The 20,717-nt window shown below is 67.4% G+C and carries 18 protein-coding genes and 1 pseudogene; 7 read left to right on the top strand and 12 right to left on the bottom strand.

All coding sequences use genetic code 11. The annotated features are described in order from the left end of the window. Positions 1-5: 5 nt before the first annotated feature. Positions 6-1,106: an NADH:flavin oxidoreductase/NADH oxidase gene (locus tag AC1DE3_RS24745; RefSeq protein ID WP_476780705.1), complete on the bottom strand. Its 1,101-nt coding sequence runs from the start codon at positions 1,104-1,106 to the stop codon at positions 6-8. An 89-nt stretch (positions 1,107-1,195) separates the two neighbouring features. Here AC1DE3_RS24745 and AC1DE3_RS24750 point away from each other — a divergent pair, with 89 nt between their 5' ends. The 3 genes and pseudogenes from AC1DE3_RS24750 to AC1DE3_RS24760 all read left to right on the top strand — a co-directional run. Continuing rightward, a complete protein-coding gene (locus AC1DE3_RS24750) occupies positions 1,196-1,501 on the top strand; it encodes an ArsR/SmtB family transcription factor (RefSeq protein ID WP_441509591.1) in 306 nt (101 codons plus the stop codon). A gap of 101 nt (positions 1,502-1,602) precedes the next feature. Beyond that, entirely contained in the window at positions 1,603-2,121 is a 519-nt protein-coding gene (locus tag AC1DE3_RS24755; RefSeq protein WP_476852840.1) for an RNA pyrophosphohydrolase, read from the top strand. 59 nt (positions 2,122-2,180) lie between these two features. Then, positions 2,181-2,498 (top strand): annotated as a pseudogene (locus tag AC1DE3_RS24760) (VOC family protein); the annotation flags it as partial. Positions 2,499-2,547: 49 nt separating this feature from the next. On the opposite strand, the gene AC1DE3_RS24765 reads toward AC1DE3_RS24760, so the two are convergent. From AC1DE3_RS24765 to AC1DE3_RS24790, 6 genes are all read right to left on the bottom strand, one after another. Further along, complete coding sequence (locus tag AC1DE3_RS24765) at positions 2,548-2,961, bottom strand: F0F1 ATP synthase subunit epsilon (RefSeq protein WP_441509594.1); 414 nt, start codon at positions 2,959-2,961, stop codon at positions 2,548-2,550. Between the two features lie 113 nt (positions 2,962-3,074). Then, the gene (atpD, locus tag AC1DE3_RS24770) at positions 3,075-4,562 is read right to left on the bottom strand and encodes a F0F1 ATP synthase subunit beta (protein ID WP_476780703.1); all 1,488 of its coding nucleotides are present in this window, start codon (positions 4,560-4,562) and stop codon (positions 3,075-3,077) included. A 75-nt stretch (positions 4,563-4,637) separates the two neighbouring features. Continuing rightward, positions 4,638-5,507: a F0F1 ATP synthase subunit gamma gene (locus AC1DE3_RS24775; RefSeq protein WP_476780702.1), complete on the bottom strand. Its 870-nt coding sequence runs from the start codon at positions 5,505-5,507 to the stop codon at positions 4,638-4,640. Between the two features lie 103 nt (positions 5,508-5,610). Next, positions 5,611-7,143, bottom strand: coding sequence for a F0F1 ATP synthase subunit alpha (gene atpA, locus AC1DE3_RS24780; RefSeq protein WP_441509597.1), 1,533 nt, complete (start codon positions 7,141-7,143; stop codon positions 5,611-5,613). Continuing rightward, positions 7,143-7,712: a F0F1 ATP synthase subunit delta gene (locus tag AC1DE3_RS24785; RefSeq protein WP_476780701.1), complete on the bottom strand. Its 570-nt coding sequence runs from the start codon at positions 7,710-7,712 to the stop codon at positions 7,143-7,145. The genes atpA and AC1DE3_RS24785 overlap by 1 nt, the downstream gene beginning before the upstream one ends. Before the next feature lie 207 nt (positions 7,713-7,919). Then, positions 7,920-10,121 (bottom strand): primosomal protein N', encoded by a 2,202-nt coding sequence (locus AC1DE3_RS24790; protein ID WP_476852841.1) that lies wholly within the window; start codon positions 10,119-10,121, stop codon positions 7,920-7,922. 137 nt (positions 10,122-10,258) lie between these two features. Between AC1DE3_RS24790 and AC1DE3_RS24795 the strand changes: the two genes are divergently transcribed. Both AC1DE3_RS24795 and AC1DE3_RS24800 read left to right on the top strand, forming a co-directional pair. After that, positions 10,259-11,206 carry a tyrosine recombinase XerC gene (locus AC1DE3_RS24795; protein WP_476780699.1) on the top strand — a complete coding sequence of 316 codons (948 nt, stop codon included), beginning with the start codon at positions 10,259-10,261 and terminating at the stop codon, positions 11,204-11,206. Positions 11,207-11,269: 63 nt separating this feature from the next. Further along, on the top strand, positions 11,270-11,830 hold the full coding sequence (locus AC1DE3_RS24800; RefSeq protein ID WP_476780698.1) for a DUF4337 domain-containing protein: 561 nt from the start codon (positions 11,270-11,272) through the stop codon (positions 11,828-11,830). A gap of 12 nt (positions 11,831-11,842) precedes the next feature. On the opposite strand, the gene AC1DE3_RS24805 is transcribed toward AC1DE3_RS24800, so the two are convergent. The 5 genes from AC1DE3_RS24805 to AC1DE3_RS24825 form a co-directional block, all read right to left on the bottom strand. Next, complete coding sequence (locus AC1DE3_RS24805) at positions 11,843-12,643, bottom strand: SDR family NAD(P)-dependent oxidoreductase (RefSeq protein WP_476780697.1); 801 nt, start codon at positions 12,641-12,643, stop codon at positions 11,843-11,845. Between the two features lie 26 nt (positions 12,644-12,669). After that, a complete protein-coding gene (locus tag AC1DE3_RS24810) occupies positions 12,670-14,052 on the bottom strand; it encodes an amidase (RefSeq protein ID WP_476780696.1) in 1,383 nt (460 codons plus the stop codon). 157 nt (positions 14,053-14,209) lie between these two features. After that, the gene (locus AC1DE3_RS24815; protein ID WP_476780695.1) at positions 14,210-15,070 is read right to left on the bottom strand and encodes an ABC transporter permease; all 861 of its coding nucleotides are present in this window, start codon (positions 15,068-15,070) and stop codon (positions 14,210-14,212) included. Further along, a complete protein-coding gene (locus AC1DE3_RS24820; protein ID WP_476780694.1) occupies positions 15,067-16,011 on the bottom strand; it encodes an ABC transporter permease in 945 nt (314 codons plus the stop codon). Before AC1DE3_RS24820 ends, AC1DE3_RS24815 begins: the two co-directional genes overlap by 4 nt. A gap of 25 nt (positions 16,012-16,036) precedes the next feature. Next, positions 16,037-17,527: an ABC transporter substrate-binding protein gene (locus AC1DE3_RS24825; RefSeq protein ID WP_476780693.1), complete on the bottom strand. Its 1,491-nt coding sequence runs from the start codon at positions 17,525-17,527 to the stop codon at positions 16,037-16,039. A 237-nt stretch (positions 17,528-17,764) separates the two neighbouring features. On the opposite strand from AC1DE3_RS24825, the gene uxaC reads away from it, so the two are divergent. Both uxaC and AC1DE3_RS24835 read left to right on the top strand, forming a co-directional pair. Next, complete coding sequence (gene uxaC, locus AC1DE3_RS24830; RefSeq protein ID WP_476780692.1) at positions 17,765-19,168, top strand: glucuronate isomerase; 1,404 nt, start codon at positions 17,765-17,767, stop codon at positions 19,166-19,168. Then, complete coding sequence (locus AC1DE3_RS24835; protein WP_476852842.1) at positions 19,165-20,634, top strand: mannitol dehydrogenase family protein; 1,470 nt, start codon at positions 19,165-19,167, stop codon at positions 20,632-20,634. The genes uxaC and AC1DE3_RS24835 overlap by 4 nt, the downstream gene beginning before the upstream one ends. The last annotated feature ends 83 nt before the right edge of the window (positions 20,635-20,717 follow it).

Genomic DNA, 20,717 nt, shown 5'->3' on the forward strand with positions numbered 1-20,717 from the left:
GTTCGTTACGCCGCGCGGTAGCGGGCGAGCCAGTGGGCGTAGGGCGCCGGCAGGGTCTTCCAGGCCGGGTTCTCGACACCGAGCGCCTGCGCGGCGGCATAGGGCCAGTGCGGATCGGCCAGCAGCGGCCGGCCGAGCGTGACGAGATCGACCTTGCCCTCGCGCACCAGCGCGTCGGCCTGCTCGGGCTTGCTGATGTACCAGCTCGTCGAGGCCGGCAACCCGCTCTCGCGGCGCACCCGCTCGGCCACCGGCGCCAGGAAGGCCGGGCCCCACGGAATCTTCGCCTCGTTGGTCGAGAAGCCGACGCTGACGTCGATGAAGTCCAGCCCCTCGTCCTTCAGGCGCTTCACCAGCTCGATCGCCTCGGCAAGCGTCTCCTCGTCCTGGCCGTCATACTCGATCACGCCGAGGCGGGCGGACAACGGCCGATCCTCCGGCCAGACCTTGCGCACGGCGGCCAGCGTCTCGATCAGGAAGCGGCTGCGGTTCTCGAAGCTGCCGCCGTATTCGTCCGTGCGCTGGTTGGCATGGCGCGACAGGAAGTTCTGCGCCAGATAGCCATGGGCGAAATGCAGCTTCAGCCATTCGATGCCGATGTCCCGGGCGCGCTCGGCGGCGGCGACGAAATCGGCGCGGACACGGTCGATATCGGCCTGCGTCATCGCCCGCGGCACACGCGAGAGGCCGCCGCCCTGAGCGATGGCAGACGGAGCGATCGTCTCCCAGCCACGCGGATCATTTGCCGGGATGTGRTCGTCGCCCTCCCAGGGACGGTTGGCGCTGGCCTTGCGGCCGGCATGGCCGATCTGGATGCCAGTCACGGCGCCGGCCTTGCGCATCTCGGCGACGATCGGCGCCAGCGCCTCGGCCTGTGCGTCGTTCCACAGCCCGAGGCAGGCCGGCGTGATCCGCCCTTCCGGCGAGACACCGGTCGCCTCGATGACGACAAGGCCGGCGCCGCCACGCGCCAGCCCGGCGAGGTGGGCGCGATGCCATTCGTTGGCGACGCCGTCCTGCGCGGAATACTGGCACATGGGCGATGTCACGATGCGGTTTCGCAGGGTGACGTTCTTCAGGCTGAAAGGATCGAACAGGCCGGACATGCTTGGCTCCGCGTAGGGAATTTGGTTATTCGATAATTCGATATTTTTCGAACTTTGGCAATATCAAATCCCTGTGATAGGATTCTCCGATGCGACATGCCCGCCTGCCCGCTTCGGAGGAAATCGCGCTGGAAGACGTCTTCCACGCGCTGAGCGACCCATTCCGGCTGGAGGTCATCCGCCGGCTTGCGACGGAAGGAGAGGCGAGCTGCCAGGCCCTTGAAGGTGACCGGCCGAAATCCAGCGTCTCGCATCATTTCCGCGTCCTGCGCGAGGCCGGCCTCATCCGCACCCGCAATGAAGGCGCGACACGGATGAACGCGCTGCGCCGCGACGATATCGAGCAACGCTTTCCCGGCCTTCTCGCCTGCGTTCTTCTGAAGCGGCAAGGTTGAATTTTGCCGGCTGCCATTCTCCGAATTGAGCTGGCTGCGTCAGGTAGCTTACGCTCCGCCTGGCCGTTTCACGGGCCCGGGCTGCGTCGTATGCTCAGCGGATGAGTCTCCCCTACCGCCCCAATGTCGGCATCGCCCTGTTCAACGCAGCGGGGCTCGTCTTTGCCGGCCGCTCGCATAGCGCAGGCCCCGAGGTGATCCTGCCCGGCTTCCACTGGCAGATGCCGCAGGGCGGCATCGATCCCGACGAGGACATCATCGCCGCCGCGCGCCGCGAACTCGCCGAAGAGACCGGCGTCACCCGTGCCACGTTCCTGGCTGCGACCGACGATTGGTGGAGCTACGACTTCCCGCGCTATGACGGACCGCCGCACAGGCTCGCGGCGTTTCGCGGTCAGCGCCAGCGCTGGGTCGCGTTCCGCTTCACGGGCAACGAGGACGAGATCGACATCAGCCAGCCGAACGGCGACGAGCCTGCGGAGTTCAGCGAATGGCGCTGGCATCCGCCGAACCAGATGCCGGGGCTCGTCGTTCCCTTCAAGCGGGTCGTGTACGAGCGGGTCGTCGCCGCCTTCACGGCCTTCGCCAGGCCCATCACGGCGGCAGGAATGGACCGATGAGCATCGTCGAACTCGACCACTGCGTGATCCATGTCGCGGACTGGGAACGCTCGAACGCCTTCTATCGCGATGTGATCGGCGCCGAGATCATCCCGAACACGAATGGCTTCGTCTATCGCGTCGGCCGCGCGCAGTTGAACTGCCACGGGCCGGGCCTCAATCCCACCCCGGTGGCCCGCCTGCCTGTGCCGCCTGGTGGCAGCGATCTCTGCTTCGTCTGGCCGGAACCGATCGCGGAAGCGATCACCCATCTCCAACGGCAGAACGTCGCGATCGAGCTCGGCCCGGTCCAACGTTTCGGCCGGGGCGGCCATGGCACGAGCGTCTATTTCCGCGACCCCGACGGCTCGCTGCTGGAGTTCATCAGGTACGCATGAAAAAGGGCCGCTCGCGCGGCCCCTTGCATTCTCGGCTTGCAGGCGACGCTCAGGCCGCTTTGCGCTGCTCGAAGACGTGCTTGAACTCGCGCAGCTGCACCAGCGCGTCCTGCAGGCGCTTCTGCTCGTCCTCATTGTGCGAGCCGGCAAGGCGCGTCTCGGCGGTCAGGATTTCGGCGTCGAGGACGGCGGTGTCGACGTCCTCTAGAAATCGGCCCTGTTCGGCGAGGATCGTCGTCGAAGCCTGGTTGACCTCGACGAGGCCGCCATTGATGAAGAATTCCTTGCCGTTGCTCTCGGTCGTCTGGACGAAGACGATACCGGCCTTGAGCGTCGCGACGAGCGGCGCATGGCCGGCGAGCACGGTCATCTCGCCCTCGACCGATGGGACGATGACGCTGATGACGTCGCCCGAGAACAGGATGCGCTCCGGCGAGACGAGTTCGAACTTGAAGGTGGCCATCGTTTCATTCTCCCCGGCTCGTCATGGCCGGAATTGCCCCGGCCATCTCGGAAACCAGCAGTTTCTGGTCATGAGATCCCCGGGCTGGGCCCGGGGACGACGCGTTCGGAAGCTTACGCGGCCTCGGCGGCCAGGCGCTGAGCCTTCTCGACGGCTTCCTCGATCGAGCCGACCATGTAGAAGGCCGCCTCCGGCAGGTGATCGTACTTGCCCTCGACCAGGCCCTTGAAGCCCTTGATCGTGTCTTCGAGCGAGACGAGCTTGCCCGGCGAGCCGGTGAAGACTTCCGCGACGTGGAAGGGCTGCGACAGGAAGCGCTCGATCTTGCGGGCGCGCGCCACCGTCATCTTGTCGTCTTCCGAGAGTTCGTCCATGCCCAGGATCGCGATGATGTCCTGCAGCGCCTTGTAGCGCTGGAGGATCTGCTGGACCTGACGGGCGACGCCGTAATGCTCCTCGCCGACGATGTCGGCCGAGAGCATGCGCGAAGTCGAGTCGAGCGGGTCGACCGCCGGGTAGATGCCCTTTTCCGCGATCGAGCGCGAGAGCACGGTCGTGGCGTCCAGGTGGGCGAAGGAGGTCGCCGGCGCCGGGTCGGTCAGGTCGTCGGCGGGCACGTAGATCGCCTGCACCGAGGTGATCGAGCCCTTGTTGGTGGTGGTGATGCGCTCCTGCAGGTTGCCCATGTCGGTGGCGAGCGTCGGCTGATAGCCCACCGCCGAGGGAATGCGGCCGAGCAGCGCGGACACTTCCGAGCCGGCCTGCGTGAAGCGGAAGATGTTGTCGACGAAGAACAGCACGTCCTGGCCCTTGTCGCGGAAGTCTTCCGCGACGGTCAGGCCGGCGAGGGCGACGCGCATGCGGGCGCCCGGCGGCTCGTTCATCTGGCCGTACACAAGGGCGCACTTGGAACCTGCGGTCGAGCCGCCGTTTTCCTTCGGGTCCTTGTTGACGTTCGACTCGATCATCTCGTGATAGAGGTCGTTACCCTCGCGGGTGCGCTCGCCGACGCCGGCGAACACGGAGTAGCCGCCATGGGCCTTCGCGACGTTGTTGATCAGCTCCATGATCAGCACGGTCTTGCCGACGCCGGCGCCGCCGAAGAGGCCGATCTTGCCGCCCTTGGCGTAGGGCGCCAGCAAGTCGACGACCTTGATGCCGGTGACGAGGATCTGCGCCTCGGTGGCCTGCTCGGCATAGGACGGAGCGGGCTGATGGATGCCGCGGGTATGGCTCGTCAGGATCGGGCCGGCTTCGTCGACCGGCTCGCCGATGACGTTCATGATGCGGCCAAGACACTCGTCGCCGACCGGGACGGCGATCGGGGCGCCGGTATCGGTGACCGGCTGGCCGCGGACCAGACCTTCGGTGGAATCCATCGCGATGGTGCGGACGGTGTTCTCGCCGAGGTGCTGGGCGACCTCGAGGACGAGGCGATTGCCGAGATTGTCGGTTTCGAGCGCGTTCAGGATCTCCGGCAGGGCGCCGTCGAACTGCACGTCGACAACCGCGCCGATGACCTGGGCAACGCGGCCGGTGCCGGTGTTGGCGGGCTTCTCGTCGGCGGTCTTCTTGGTGGTCTTGGTAGCGGCTTTGGCCATGGCGGAACCTCGGGACTAGCGCATTCGGATGTTTCGGCAGCCGGCGGTGAGCACCGCCGGCAAGAGTCTAGGCGGTTAGAGCGCTTCCGCGCCGGAGATGATCTCGATCAGTTCCTTCGTGATCATCGCCTGGCGCGAGCGGTTGTAGAGCTGCGTCTGCTTCTTGATCATCTCGCCGGCATTGCGCGTGGCGGAATCCATCGCCGACATGCGCGCGCCCTGCTCGGAAGCTGCGTTCTCGAGCAACCCGCGCAGGATCTGCACAGTCAGGTTGCGCGGCAGCAGCGTCTCGAGGATTTCGCCCTCGTCCGGCTCGTAGTCGTAGACCGCGTCGGTCTGCTGCGTGCCTTCCGGGATTTCGGCCGGGATGATGCGCTGTGCCGTCGGGATCTGGGCGATCACCGAGCGGAAGCGCGAGAAGAACAGCGTCGCGACGTCGAACTCGCCATTGCCGAAGCGGGCCAGGACGTTCTGGGCGATCGTCTCGGCGTTGACGAAGCCGACCTGCTTGAACTCGCGCAGGTCGATGAACTCGATGATCTCCGCCGCGAACTGCCGGCGCAGGATATCGTAGCCCTTCTTGCCGACGCAGATGATCTTGACCGTCTTGCCCTCGGCCTTCAGCGCATTCGCCTTGTCGCGGGCGAGGCGCGCGATCGAGGAGTTGAAGGCGCCGCACAGGCCGCGCTCGGCGGTCAGAACCAGCAGCAGATGCACCTTGTCCGAGCCCGTGCCCGAGATCAGGCGCGGCGCGCTCGACCCGGTCACGCCCGAAGCGAGGTTCGCCAGCACCGTCTCCATGCGCTCGGCATAGGGGCGCGCGGCCTCGGCGGCAGACTGCGCGCGGCGCAGCTTGGCAGCCGCGACCATCTGCATGGCCTTGGTGATCTTCTGCGTCGCCTTCACGGAGGCGATGCGATTACGTAGGTCCTTAAGGGACGGCATCCGGTCTCTATCCCCTACCCGTCAGCCGCTCAGTGCGACGACGAAGCAATCCAGAGAGGCGGCGCGGCGGAGCCTCATCGGCTCGCCGCGCCTGCGGTCACGATCAGGCGAAGGACTTCGCGAAGTTCGTCACGATGTCCTTGAGCTTGGCGGCGTTGGCGTCCGACAGGTCCTTGCTCGTACCGACCTCGTTGAGGAAATCGGCATGCTTCGAGCGGACCAGTGACAGCAGGCCATCCTCGAAGGCGCGGACCTTGTTGACCGGCAGCGCGTCGAGATAGCCGTTCACGCCGGCATAGATCACGACGACCTGCTCTTCCATCTTCAGCGGCGAGAACTGCGGCTGCTTCAGGAGCTCGGTCAGGCGGGCGCCGCGGTTGAGCAGGCGCTGCGTGACCGCGTCGAGGTCCGAGCCGAACTGGGCGAAGGCAGCCATCTCGCGATACTGGGCGAGCTCGCCCTTGATCTTGCCGGCGACCTTCTTCGTCGCTTTCGTCTGCGCCGAGGAGCCGACGCGCGACACCGAGAGGCCGACGTTCACGGCCGGACGGATGCCCTGGTAGAACAGGTCCGTCTCCAGGAAGATCTGGCCGTCGGTGATCGAGATCACGTTGGTCGGGATGTAGGCCGAGACGTCGTTTGCCTGCGTCTCGATGACCGGCAGCGCCGTCAGCGAGCCGAGGCCGGCGGCCTCGCCCATCTTCGCCGCGCGCTCGAGCAGGCGGGAGTGGAGATAGAACACGTCGCCCGGATAGGCTTCGCGGCCCGGCGGGCGGCGCAGCAGCAGCGACATCTGGCGGTAGGCGACGGCCTGCTTGGAGAGGTCATCATAGATGATGACGGCGTGCATGCCGTTGTCGCGGAAGAACTCGCCCATGGCGCAGCCGGCGAAGGGCGCCAGGAACTGCATCGGAGCAGCGTCCGAGGCGGTGGCCGCCACGACGATCGAGTACTCGAGCGCGCCGCGCTCTTCCAGAACCTTGACGAACTGGGCGACGGTCGAGCGCTTCTGGCCGACGGCGACGTAGACGCAGTAGAGCTTCTGGCTCTCCGGGGCGCCTTCGCCGTTCAGCGACTTCTGGTTCAGGATCGTGTCGAGCGCCACGGCGGTCTTGCCGGTCTGGCGGTCGCCGATGATGAGCTCGCGCTGGCCGCGGCCGATCGGGATCAGGGCATCGATCGCCTTGAGGCCGGTCGCCATCGGCTCGTGCACCGACTTGCGCGGGATGATGCCGGGGGCCTTGACGTCGACGCGGGCGCGGGTCTTCGCCTTGATCGGGCCCTTGCCGTCGATCGGGTTGCCGAGCGCGTCGACGACGCGGCCGAGCAGCTCCTTGCCGACGGGAACGTCGACGATGGCGCCGGTGCGCTTGACGGTCTGGCCTTCCTTGATCTCGCGGTCGGAACCGAAGATCACGACGCCGACATTGTCGCTCTCGAGGTTGAGCGCCATGCCGCGCACGCCGGACTCGAACTCGACCATCTCACCGGCCTGGACCTTGTCGAGGCCGTAGACGCGGGCGATGCCGTCACCGACGGAGAGAACCTGGCCGACTTCGGTGACCGAAGCTTCCGAGCCGAAATTCGAGATCTGAGCCTTCAGAATGGCGGAGATTTCAGCGGGGCGGATGTCCATCAGCCGACCTCTTTCATGGCAAGACGAATTGAATTGAGCTTGGTTTTCAGCGAGGCGTCGACCATCCGCGAAGCCATCTTGACGATGAGCCCGCCGATCAGCGTCGGATCGACCTTGATCGAGATGTCGACATCCTTGCCAGCAACGCCCTTGAGCGCCGCGCGGATCTCGTCGACGCGCTTGGCCGTCGGCTCTTCGGCGACCGTCACCTCGGCGGAGACGATGCCCTTGGCCTCGGCGACCAGGCGCTTGTAGCCGGTGATCATGCCCGGCAGCGCGAAGAGGCGGCGCTTGCTGGCGACCAGCCCGATGAAATTGGCGGCAATGCCGGTGATGCCGGCCTTCTCGAGCACGGCCTTGATCGCGGCGACCTGCTCCTCGGCGGTGAAGGCCGGGCTCTCGATCAGGCGAGTGAGATCGGCGCTCTCAGCGAGCAGGCCGTTGAAAGCATCGAGAGCCGCGGCGACGGTATCGATCGCACCCGTCTCCTCAGCCAGTTCGAACAGAGCGGTGGCATAGCGCTGAGCTACGCCCGACACCAATGTCCCCTGCGATCCGCCTTCAGCCACGCTTCCCGTCTCTCGTTTCAAGGGACTGCACCGGCGACCTTCCAGAGAAGGTGGAGTGCATCGTCCCGGCGCTGCGAGTATCTTAGGCGCAAAGTCGGCAAGACGACTTCGCGACCGAAATGTGGCGGTGCACTAGCATGCGGTTCCGGGCCACGCAATCGCTAGTTCGCCATCGTAAGCGGCGATTTTGCCACGGCTTTCAGCAATTCAAAGGAAGCTCTGTGGATCGACGTCGACTGCGACCCTGACCGAGCCCTTGGGGCGCGGCGCCCGTTTCAGCCAGCCGCGCAGGTAATCCTGCAGATTGATCTCGCGCGTCGTTTTGACGATCAGGCGCACGCGATGGCGCCCCCGCAACACCGCAAGCGGCGCTTCCGCCGGCCCCAGCACCATGATTCCGTCTCCGGCCTCCGCACAGCGCGCCAAGGCACGGGCATGACTTTCGGCCTCTGCTTGCGCGCTCGCGGAAACGATCAGCGCCGCCAAACGGCCGAAAGGCGGCAGCCCTGCCGCCTCCCGCGACGCCTCCTCTGCGGCATAAAAGCGCTCCGGGTCGCCGGAGATCAGCGCTTTGAGCACGGGATGCTCGGGGTCATGCGTCTGGAGCAGAGCGCGGCCCGGTTTCTCGCCCCGTCCTGCGCGGCCCGTAACCTGCCGCAGCGCCTGAAAGGTCCGCTCGGCCGCGCGCGGATCGCCGGAGGTGAGGCCGAGATCGGCATCGATCACCCCGACCAGCGTCATACCGGGGAAATTATGGCCCTTGGCGACGAGCTGCGTGCCGATGACGATGTCGAATTCGCCCTCGGCCACCGCCATCAGCTCCTGCTTCAGCCGCTCGGTCCCGCCAGGGAAATCGCTGGAGAGCACAATCGAACGCGCCTGTGGAAAAAGTGTCGCGACCTCCTCGGCCAGCCGCTCGACGCCCGGCCCGCAGGCGATCAGGCTCTCCGGCTTTTGGCAGGCGGGGCATTCATGCGGCCGGCGCTCGACATGCCCGCAATGATGGCAGACCAGCGCGCGCCGGAAGCGATGGTCGACCAGCCACGCCGTGCAGTTCGGGCATTGGAAGCGATGGCCGCAATCGCGGCAGAGCGTCAGCGGCGCGTAGCCGCGCCGGTTGAGGAAGAGCAGCGACTGCTCCTTCGCCTCCAGATTCGCCTCGACCGCCTTGATCAGCGTACCCGACAGCCAGCGCCCGCGCTCCGGCTTGTCGTGGCGCAGGTCGACGAGGCCGAGCTGCGGCAGTTCGCGGCCGCCGAAACGCTCCGGCAGCTTGAGATGCGTGTAGCGGCCACGCTCGGCATTGACCCGCGTCTCCAGCGAAGGCGTCGCCGAGGCAAGCACGACCGGGGCATTCTCGATCCTGCCGCGCACGACCGCCATGTCGCGGGCGTGGTAGGAAACGCCGTCCTCCTGCTTGTAGGCGCTCTCGTGCTCCTCATCGACGACGATGAGGCCGAGATCGCTATAGGGCAGGAACAGGGCCGAGCGCGCGCCCGCCACCACCTTCGCCTCGCCGCTCGCGATCGCCGCCTGGAGCCGCTCGCGCCGCCGGCCGCTCACGGCCGAATGCCAGAGCCCCGGCTTGACGCCAAAGCGGGCCTCAAACCGGTCGATAAACTGCGCGGTGAGCGCGATCTCCGGCATCAGGATCAAGCTCTGCCTGCCCTGCCGGATCGCCTCGGCGACTGCCTCGAAATAAACCTCCGTCTTGCCCGAACCGGTGACGCCTTCGAGCAGCGAAACACCGAACGTCTTCGCCTGCACCGACGCGACCAGCGCCTGCGCCACCTCTCCCTGCCCCTCCGACAGCTCGGGCACAGCATGGTCGGGATCGGGCCGGGCCGCGATGGCGTCCCGAGGCAATGGCTCGACCACGAAGGTGCCGGCATCGACGAGGGAATCGATTACCGCAGCGCTGACCGAGGCGGCCTCGGCCAGCGCCGATTTCGCGATCAGCAATCCGCCCTCGGCCGCTGCAATGGCCCGCGCCCGCGCGGGGGTCATCCTTCCCGGCGGTGGCCCGGCGAGCCGGACGCCGAGCTTGGGGCGCTCGGGCGTATCGTCAGGCTGGCGGCGCAACGCCAGCGCCAGCACCGAGCCCTTGGGCGCCAGCGTGTACCAGGCGACCCAGTCGACGAGCTTGCGCAACGCCGGGTCGAGCGGCGGCATGTCGTATTTGCCGGTGACCTTTTTGAGATTGCCGCCGCGCCCGCTGCCGATATCCCAGACCACGCCGACCGTCTCGCGGGGCCCGAGCGGCACCTGCACGACATCGCCGGGCTTTAGCGAGAGCCCTGCGGGCACGGCATAGCTATAGGCCTGGTCGAGCCCGAGCGGGATCAGCACGTCGACCGTGCCGCCTTCCAACATGTCCGCCATCTCGTCCATGGCGCCAGTGTCTAGCATCGATTCGTGACCTGTTAAGGCGGGAGCGTCATGCTGGATGCTTGGCCACCCGTCATGCTCGCCCTTGTGGCGAGAATCCACGTCTTGAACACCGACCTCGATCAGCCAAAACGTGGATGGTCGGGACAAGCCCGACCATGACGGAACGCTTGCGCATGACCGATTTCGACAGCTTCCGGCAGGAGTGGCTCCAGCATCTCTCGGCCGAGCGGCGTCTCTCGCCGAAGACGCTGGAAGCCTATGGCCGCGACCTCGGCCAGTTCACCGCCTTCCTGACGGAGCATCTCGGCGGTGCGCCATCGCTTGCCGACATCGCCGGGCTCAAGCCCGCCGATCTGCGCGCCTTCCTCGGCCAGCGGCGCCGCGACGGCGTCGGCAACCGCACGCTGATGCGCCAGCTCGCGGCACTGCGTTCGTTCGCCCGCTTCGGCGAGCGCAGCGGCAAGCTCACCGCCGCCGCCTTCGCGGCGACACGCGGCCCGCGCCTCGGCAAGTCCCTGCCACGCCCGCTCGCCCCCCCCACCGCCCGCGCCGTCACGCAGGCCGATACCCGCGCCGGCGAAGAACGCGAGCAATGGATCCTCGCTCGCGACGCCGCCGTGCTCGGCCTGCTCTATGGCAGCGGCCTGCGCATCTCGGAGGCGCTCTCGCTCGCCCGCGCGCAGGCCCCGCAAAGCGCCGGCGACACGCTGACCGTCATCGGCAAGGGCAGCAAGACGCGGATGGTGCCGGTGCTCCCCGTCGTCGTCACGGCGATCGCCGAATATCTGAAGCTCTGCCCCTGGCGCCTGCCACTAGGCGGCCCGCTCTTCGTCGGCGCCAAGGGCGGCCCGCTCTCGCCCCGCATTATCCAGCTCGCGGTCGAGGGCTTGCGCGGCGCGCTCGGCCTGCCCTCCTCCGCCACGCCGCACAGCCTGCGCCATTCCTTCGCGACCCATCTACTCGGGCGCGGCGGCGATCTGCGCGCCATCCAGGAGCTGCTCGGACACGCCTCGCTCTCGACGACGCAGATCTACACCCGCATCGATTCAAGCCGCCTGATGGCGGCCTATGACGCCGCTCATCCGCGGGCCCGCGGCGGCTGACATCTTCCTGCCTTAACGGAAAGCCTTAAACAGCGCCGCCATATCGGCCCTGCAAGGTGATTCGTGTCCGACTCCATCGAAACGCCCGAGGGCGGCAACAAGCGTATCGCCCTGCTGATCGCGCTGCTTGCGCTCACCCTCGCCTTCTCCGAGATCGGCGGCAAGAATGCCGAGCAGGAAGCCGTCGCCAAGAATATCGAGGCCTCCAATCTCTGGGCCTTCTTCCAGGCCAAGACCATCCGCGGCACCACCGTGCGCACCGCCGCCGAGGCGATGGAGGTCGAACTCGCCGGCATTGCCGACGAGGCCGCCCGGCAGCGCCTGAGCAAGCGCATCGAAAGCTGGAAGCAGACCGTCGCGCGCTACGATTCCGAGCCCGAGACCAATGAGGGCCGCAAGGAACTCGCCGCCCGCGCCAAGGCGGCCGAGGCGCAGCGCGACATCGCCGCCGCCCGCGACGACAAGTTCGACATCGCCTCCGGGCTGATCCAGATCGCGATCGTGATCTCGTCCGCCGCGATCATCACCGGCGTCACGCTGCTCGCCTTCACCGGCGGCCTTCTCGGCCTCGCCGGCGTCGCGCTGATGGCGCTGGCCCAGTTCGCGCCCACCGCGCTGTTCTAAGGCTGCCGCGCCTCAGTAGTGGATCGCGCCGCGGATGCCCCCGCCGCAGGCGAGGGCATCGCCATTGATCGCGACGCTGCGCGGCGAGGCCAGGAAGGCGACGATGTCGGCGATCTCCGACGCGTCGACCAGCCGCCCGATGGTGCTGTTCGCCGCCATATCGGCTTCGACCTGCGCCTCGCTCTTGCCGCGGGCGGCAGCCCGCGCCGCGACGACGGAAGCGGTCCGCTCCGTACGGGTCGTGCCGGGATGGACGACGGTGACGTTGATGCCGCGAGGGCCGAGTTCGTCGGCGAGGTTCTTGGTCAGCGCCGCCACCGCGACATTGCGCATCGAGCCGATGGTCGAGCCGGTCAGACGGACGGCGAGCCCGCTGATGTTGATGATGCGGCCCCAGCCATTGGCCGCCATATGCGGTGCGGCCTCCCGCGCCATGCGCAGATAGCCCATCACCTTAACGTTCACATCGTCCCAGAACAGCGCGTCGGTGATCTCGGCGAGCTTCGGCGGCGGCGCCTGCCCGCCGGGCTTGGCCGCCGCATTGACGAGAATGTCGAGGCCGCCCAGCACCGCCACGGTCTCGGCAACCAGCGCCTTCACGGACGCATCATCGCTGGTGTCGACCGTACGGCCGACCACCTTGCGCCCGGTCTCCGCCGCGAGCGCTGCCGCTGCCTCGTCCAGCTCCGCCTGATTGCGTGCAGCGATGACGACGTCGACGCCCTCCAGCGCGAGCTGCCGCGCGATGGCACGGCCGATGCCCTTGCTGCCGCCGGTCACCAGCGCGCGCTTGCCTTCTAGCTTCAGGTCCATGACGTTTCTCCCTCTCCGCTCTAGTCTCAGGCGGACGGCCAGCGGATCGCCCCGCCGCGCATTTTTTCCCAGGCGCGCGCCATCCTGAGCACGCCGAGATCGTCGAAGCGCCTGCCGGTGATCTGCAGGCCGATCGGCAGGCCACCCGTCGTCAGCCCGGCATGAACCGAGATCGCGGGCTGGTCCGACATGTTCGCCGATACCGTGAAGCAGATATGCTCGAAGGGCTGCGCGGGATCGTTGACGGGCGAGGCCCATTCGGCCGGGAAGCTCGGCACGGGCGAGACCGGCGAGAGGATGAAGTCGTAAGGCGCTATCGCCTTCAGCGCGGCGTCGCGCATCGCCATCATCTGGCTCATGCCGCGATAGACTCGGGCGCCCGGCAGCGCCTTGCCGCCCTCGGCCCACTGGAAAATATAGGGCAGCACCTTGGCCTGCTTCTCCTGCGGCAGCGCGCCGATATCGACCCAGGCGCGCTGGCGCCAGAAGTCGTCGAGCCCGTCGAGCATCTCGCGGGTCAGATAGGGCTCGACCGGCTCGACGATGGCGCCCGCATTGGCGAAGGCCCTCGCTGCCGCATCGATGGCCGCTCTCGTCTCCGGCTCGACGGCGAGCCCGATCCCGGCATCGAGCTGCAGGCCAATGCGCAGCCCCTTCAGATCGATGTCGAGCGCCAGCCAGTCGATCTCCTGCGGTGGCAGGCTCATGCCGTCACGGGCATCGGGCCTCGACAATTCCCGCATCATCAGCGCGGCGTCCTCGACCGTGCGCGTCATCGGCCCGGCGACGCGGCCATAATAGGTCGGGTCGATCGGCACGCGCCCGAAGCTTGGCTTCAGGCCGACGAGCCCGCACCAGCCGGCGGGCAGGCGGATCGAGCCGCCGATATCGGTGCCGACATGCAGCGGCCCATAGCCCGCCGCTCCCGCCGAACCGGCACCGGCCGAGGAGCCGCCGGGGTTCTTGCTGACGTCCCACGGATTGCGCGCGGGCCTGTGGAAGCTCGACAGACCGGAGGAGAGCATGCCGTAATCCGGCATCGTCGTCTTGCCGAGGATGACGAGACCGGCTTCGCGCAGCCGCGCGGCCGGCGGGGCATCATCGGCAGCGGGAGAGAGATCGTTCGCGGCCGTGCCGAGGGGCACCGGAACGCCCTTCGTCCTGATGTTTTCCTTGATCGTGCCGGGCACGCCGTCGAGCGGCAGCGCCTGCCCGTTCCGCCAGCGCGCCTCGGAGGCTTTCGCCTGCGCCCGCGCGCCCTCCGGATCATAGGCGTAGAGCGCATCGAGCTTAGGCTCCCAGGCAGCGATCCGCGCGATCACCGCCTCCGTCACCTCGACAGGCGAAAGCGCGCGGTCGCGATAGGCGGAAAGCAGTTCGGCCGCGCTCAGATCGGCAAGGTCGGTCATCGAAACATCCTCATTCCCCTCAGCCCTCATCCTGAGGAGCAAGCCGACGGCTTGCGTCTCGAAGGATGCTCCATGAGGCTCCAGAACCAACTGGAACATCCTTCGAGACGCCGCTTACGCGGCTCCTCAGGATGAGGGCTGCGAATTGCATCCGTTCTCACCGGCTGCGGCGCAGACGCGGATCGACGGCATCGCGCAAGCCGTCGCCGAGCAGGTTGAACCCCAGCACGGTCAGCGCGATCGCGGCACCTGGAAAGATCGCAAGCCAGGGCTGCGTCGCCATGAAGGTCTGGGCTTCGTTGAGCATACGCCCCCAGGACGGGTTCGGCGGCTGCGTGCCCAGCCCGAGATAGGACAGCCCCGCTTCGGCCAGCACCGCGAGCGCGAACTGGATCGTCGCCTGCACCACCAGGATGCCGGCGATGTTCGGCAGGACATGATGCAGCGTGATCTGCCGGTTGTTGAGCCCGGCCGCCCGCGCCGCCTGGATGAAGTCCTGCGCCCAGACCTGCAGCGCCGCCCCCCGTGCCAGCCGCGCGAAATAGGGCAGATTCAGCACGCCGATGGCGACGACGGCGTTGAGCATGCCGGGCCCGGCGATAGCGGTCATCATGATCGCGGTCAGCACGGCCGGGAAGGCGTGGGTGAAATCGGCCGTGCGCATGATGACGTTGTCGAGAATGCCGTCACGCCGGACCGAGGCGATGAGCCCCAGCGTCGTCCCGAGCACCATGCCGATGCCGACCGCGCCCAGCCCCACCGCAAGTGAATTGCGTGCGCCGACCATGATCATCGAGAAGACGTCGCGGCCGAACTGGTCGGTGCCGAACCAGTTGGCGGCCGAGGGACCCTTGAGCCGATTCAGGATCGCCATCTGGGTCGGCGGATAGGGCGTCCAGACGTAGGAAGTCAGCGCCGCTGCGACGACGAGCACGGCCAGTACCGCCCCGATTGCGAAGGAGGGCGCGAGCCACCAGTGCCGACGGCCGCCCGGCGCCTTGTCCTGAACCGCGCTCATGCCTGCCTCAGGCGCGGATCGATCAGCCCGTAGAGCAGCTCGACCGCGAAATTGATCAGGATCGCCAGCCCGGCGAAGAGCATGACGAGGTCCTTGACCACGATCAGATCGTGCTGGGCGATGGCCTGAAAAACCAGCCGCCCCAGCCCCGGCAGCGCGAAGACATTCTCGATGATGATCGCACCGGCGATCAGCACCGAGAACTGAAGGCCGAGGATCGTCACCACCGGGATCAGCGCGTTGCGCAGCGCGTGCCGGCGCATCGTCACGGCTTCACTGAGGCCCTTGGCGCGGGCGGTGCGGACGAAATCCTCCTGCAATGTGTCGAGCATCGCGGAGCGCGTCACCCGCGCGATGATCGCCGCCTGCGGCAAGGCGAGCGCCAGCGCGGGCATTAGGAGCGCCTTCAGCGCCGTACCAAAGCCCGCCTGCCAGCCCGGAAAGCCGCCGGCCGGCAACCAACCGAGCCCGACCGCGAAGACGAGCACGAGCAGGAGGCCGAACCAGAAATTCGGAATGGCCAGCCCAGCCTGAGCGAAGGCCATCACGCCGGCATCGGCCAGCTGACCGCGGCGCGAGGCGGCGAGCATGCCGAGCGGGATGCCGATTGCCATCGCGAGCCCGATCGCCATCAGCGCGAGCGGCAGCGTCACCGCCATGCGTTCGGCGATGAGTTGCGCCACCGGTACGCGATAGGTGTAGCTCAGGCCGAGATCGCCGGTGACGAGCCCGCCAAGCCAGAGGAGGAAGCGCAGCACCGCCGGCTTGTCGAGCCCCATCTCCGCATGCAGCGCCGCCAGTGCTTCGGGCGAGGCGTTGAGACCAAGCGTCACCGCCGCCGGATCGCCCGGGAGCACCTCCAGCACGATGAAGATGACCAGCGCCGCCGCGAGCAGGGTCAGGGCCAGCGCGACGAACCGGCGCAGGATGTAGCCGATCATGGCGTTCTGCCGCCTGTCGCCGGCCTCACCGCCAGCGCAGCTCCGCCAGCGGCGTCACGGGCAATGGCCAGTCGGTCCACACGCCGTCGAGCGCGGCGTTCGCGACCGTGATCTTCGGCAGGATGAAGAGGAAGCCGTTGACCGCGTCCTGAGCCAGCATCCGCTGCGCCTGCTTGTAGAGCTCGTTGCGGGCCCCCTCGTCCAGCGTCCCGGATATCTTGGCGATCAGCGCCTTGAACTCGGGATTCCGGTACTGGAAGTAATAATCGTCCCGCGCGTAGATATCGATGTCGAGCGGCTCGGTATGGGCGATGATGCTGAGGTCGTAGTCCTTGTTGCGGAAGACGCGCTCCAGCCATTGCGGGAATTCGAGCGGCTCGATCGACGCGTTGATGCCGATCTGCGCCAGCAGCGCCGCGACGATCTCGCCAGAGCGGCGGGCATAGGAGGGCGGCGGCAGTTTCAGCGTGCAGTTGAAGCCGTTCGGGAAGCCAGCCTCCGCCAGCAGCGCCTTGGCCTTGGCGGGGTCATAGGGGTAGGTGCCGGTGAGATCGACATAGGCCGGATGCAGCGGCGAGAAATGGCTGCCGATCAGGCTGACGTCGAAGCCGTAGACGCCGAGCGCGATGGTCTTGCGGTCGAGCGCATGGGCAATGGCCTGTCGCACCCTAGGCTTGTCGAAGGGAGGCTTGGCGTTGTTGGTGGCGAGGATGGTCTCGCCCTCGGTGCGGCCGATCGTGACCTTGAGCTTGGGGTCGGCCCTGAGCTGCGGCACCGCCTCGGGCGCGGAGAGATTGGTGTGGGCGTCGACATCGCCGGCCCTGAGCGCCGCGACCTGCGCCTGCGGATCGGACATGAAACGGAAGATCGCCTTGGCCAGCGCCGGCTTCTCGCCCCAATAGCCGTCGAAGCGGGCGAGTTCGAGCCGGTCGCCACGGTTCCAGCGCACGAACTTGAACGGGCCCGTGCCGACCGGACTGGTCTTGTTGCTGGAAGCCGTCGCCGGCGCGACGATCACGGCATCGCCCCAGCTGAGACCGTAGAGGAAATTCGCGGTGGGCTGCTTGAGCTTGATCACCACCGTCGCCGGATCGGGCGTCGCGATCTCGGCGATCGGCGTGAAGAGCTGGCGCTGGGCGTTGGTGGAATCCGGCGCGACAGCGCGCTCGAAGGAGAACTTCACCTGCTCGGCGGTGAAGGGCGTGCCGTCATGGAAGGTCGCGCCCTGCCGAAGCTTGAAGCGATAGGTGACGTTGTCGTCCGCGATCTCCCAGCTCTCGGCGAGGCAAGGTTGGAGCTTGCCGGTCCGGTCCATCTTCACCAGACCCTCGAAGATGTTCTGCAGGGTCACCTCGCGGATCGCCTGGGCAGCACCAGAGGTCGGATCGAGTGTCGGCGGCTCCAGCGTCTGGGCGATGGTGACGCTGTCCTTCGCCTGCGCCAGCGCGACGACGGGAAGCTGCGCCGCCAGCGCCGCCAGCCCCGCGCCAGCCAGGAGTTCACGCCGCGTCGTCATATCCATCGCTCCGATGCCGTTGCGGCGCGAGGATGGCGCGGGAGGCGCGGCGAGCGCAAGCCTGCTTCCGGCACAATCCCCGCTGGGCAGAAACAAGATCTGGCGCACTAGTATACCAGACGATTGACCCCCGTCGCAGCCGGCTCTAGAGCGGGATATGAAAAAGTGGGAAGCGGTCTTTCACATCGATCCCGCTCCGACATTGCGAAATCGATCACGCGACCGATGGAGACACCCATGTTGCTGCACGACGATCGCCTCTTCCCCGCCGATCCGGTGACGCGCGGCATTGCGCGCCGGCTCTTCGCCACCGTCCGCGACCTGCCGATCATCTCGCCGCACGGCCACACCGATCCGCGCTGGTATGCCGAGGACAACGCCTTCCCCGATCCGGCCACGCTCTTCGTCAAGCCGGACCATTACATCTTCCGCATGCTCTATTCCCAAGGCATCCGGCTGGAGCAGCTCGGCATCGCCCGCAAGGATGGCGGCGAAGTCGAGACCGACCCGCGCAAGATCTGGCGCCTCTTCGCCGATAATTGGCATCTCTTCCGGGGCACGCCGACCCGGCTCTGGTTCGAGCACGCGACCTCGACCGTCTTCGGCATCAACGAGCGCCTGACGCCTGAGAGCGCCGACCGGATCTACGACAAGATCGCCGCCAAGCTGGACGAGCCCGAGCTTCGGCCCCGCGCCCTGTTCGAGCGCTTCAAGATCGAGGCGATCAGCACCACCGAAGGCGCGCTCGACGATCTGAAATGGCACGACATGATCCGCTCGTCCGGTTGGGGCGGCAAGGTCGTCACCGCCTATCGGCCCGACAGCGTGGTCGATCCGGAATTCGAGGGCTTCGCCGACAACCTCGAGAAGTTCGGTGAGCTGACCGGCGAGGATATCGGCAGCTGGACCGGCTATCTCGCCGCCCATCGCAAACGGCGCGCCTATTTCAAGGAACGCGGCGCCACCTCCTCCGACCATGGCCATGCCACGGCCCGTACCGCCAATCTCTCGGATGCCGATGCCGAGAAGCTCTACGCCAAGATCCTGAAGGGCAAGGTTTCGGCCAAGGACGCCGACCTCTTCCGCGGCCAGATGCTGACCGAAATGGCGAAGATGAGCCTGGACGACAGGCTCGTCCTCCAGATCCATCCGGGCTCCCATCGCAACCACAACGCGGCACTGTTCGCGCATTTCGGCCGCGACATGGGCTGCGATATCCCGACCGAGACCAATTACGTTGAAGCGCTGAAGCCCCTGCTCGACGCCGTCGGCAACGAGCGCAATCTCACCGTCATCGCCTTCACGCTGGACGAGACCGCATATTCGCGCGAGCTCGCGCCGCTCGCCGGGCATTACCCGGCGCTGAAGCTCGGACCGGGCTGGTGGTTCCTCGATGCGCCCGAAGCCATGCTGCGCTTCCGCGAGCTGACGACCGAGACGGCCGGTTTCTACAACACCGTCGGCTTCAACGACGACACCCGCGCCTATCTCTCGATCCCGGCCCGGCACGATGTCGCGCGCCGCATCGACTGCGCCTATCTCGCCAAGCTCGTCGCCGAGCACCGGCTGGAAGAGGACGAGGCGGCTGAAGTCGCCCATGATCTCGCCTATCGCCTCGCCAAGGAGGCCTACAAGCTGTGACCCGTCTCTCCGCTTCGACCCTTGCCGGCCTGCCGGCTTCCATCCGCCGCCCCGCCTATGACCGCACGGCCCTCAAGCCCGGCATCGTCCATCTCGGGCTCGGCGCCTTCGCCCGCGGCCATCTTGCCGAGTATACCGAGGATGCGCTCGAGAAGCGCTTCGGCGCGTGGGGCATCATCGGCGCCAGCCTCCAGCGCCCCGACCAGCGCGACCGGCTGAAGCCGCAGGACGGGCTCTATACCCTCCTCAAGCTCGCCCCGACCGGACCGGAGCTGCGCATCATCGGCTCGGTACTCGATGTGCTGGTCGCGCCGGAGAGCCCTTCCGCCCTGATCGCGCGGCTGGCCGCGCCCGAAACCCGCATCGTCTCGCTGACGGTGACGGAGAAGGGCTATTGCCACGACCCGGCGACCGGCCGCCTCAAGGCGGATCATCCCGACATTCTGCACGATCTCGAAAACCCCGACGCGCCGCGCTCCGCCGTCGGCATCCTCGTGGCCGGCCTGCGGGTCCGCCGGGCCGAAGGCCGCGGACCGTTCACCGCGCTCTGCTGCGACAATCTTCCCTCCAACGGCCATGTGCTGCGCGGCCTCGTCCGCGACTTCGCCGCGCTGCAGGATGACGAGCTCGCCGCCTGGATCGAGGCCAACGGCGCCTTCCCGGCAACGATGGTCGACCGTATCGTGCCGGCGACGACGGATGCTGACATCGCCGAGGTCGCCAAGCTGATCGGGCTGGACGATGCCGCCCCGGTCATCGGCGAGCCCTTCCGGCAATGGGCGATCGAGGATGTCTTTGCAGATGGCCGGCCAGATTGGCACGAGGTCGGCGCGCAGATGGTCTCGGAAGTCGCGCCCTTCGAGTTCATGAAGCTCAGGATGCTGAACGGCGCGCATTCCTCGCTCGCCTATCTCGGCTATCTCGCCGGCCACGAGACCGTTGCCGAGGCCAGCGGCGACCCGGTCCTCGCCCGCTTCCTCGAAGGCCTCTGGGCCGAGATCATGCCGACCGTGCCGGCGCCGCAGGGCGTCGTGCTCGCGGATTATGCCAAGGCCCTGCTCGCCCGCTTCCAGAACCCGGCGATCCGCCACCGCACCTGGCAGATCGCCATGGACGGCTCGCAGAAGCTGCCGCAACGCCTGCTCGGCACCATCCGCGAACGCCTGAAGGCCGGCGGCGGAATCGACCATCTCGCGCTCGGGGTGGCCGCCTGGATGCGCTACGTCACCGGCACCGACGAGAAGGGCGGCGCCATCGACGTCCGCGATCCGCTGGCGGCCGAGCTGAAGCGCCGCGCCGAGGCAGCCGGGCGGGATGCCAAGGCGCTGGTCGCGGCGCTCACCGGCATCGAGGCCATCTTCGGAACCGACCTGCCGAGTGACACGCGGTTTACGAAGCCGGTGACTGCTCACCTCGCCTCGCTCCTCGACAAGGGCGCGAAGGCGACGGCGGCAAGCGTCGGCTAAGGTCGCTCCGTCATTCCCGGGCGAAGCAAAGCTTCGACACGGGGATCGCAGGACGGGAAGGCGCTGGCTTAGGAGCTGCTCGG

The organism is Allobosea sp. 10L417, from assembly GCF_056395485.1.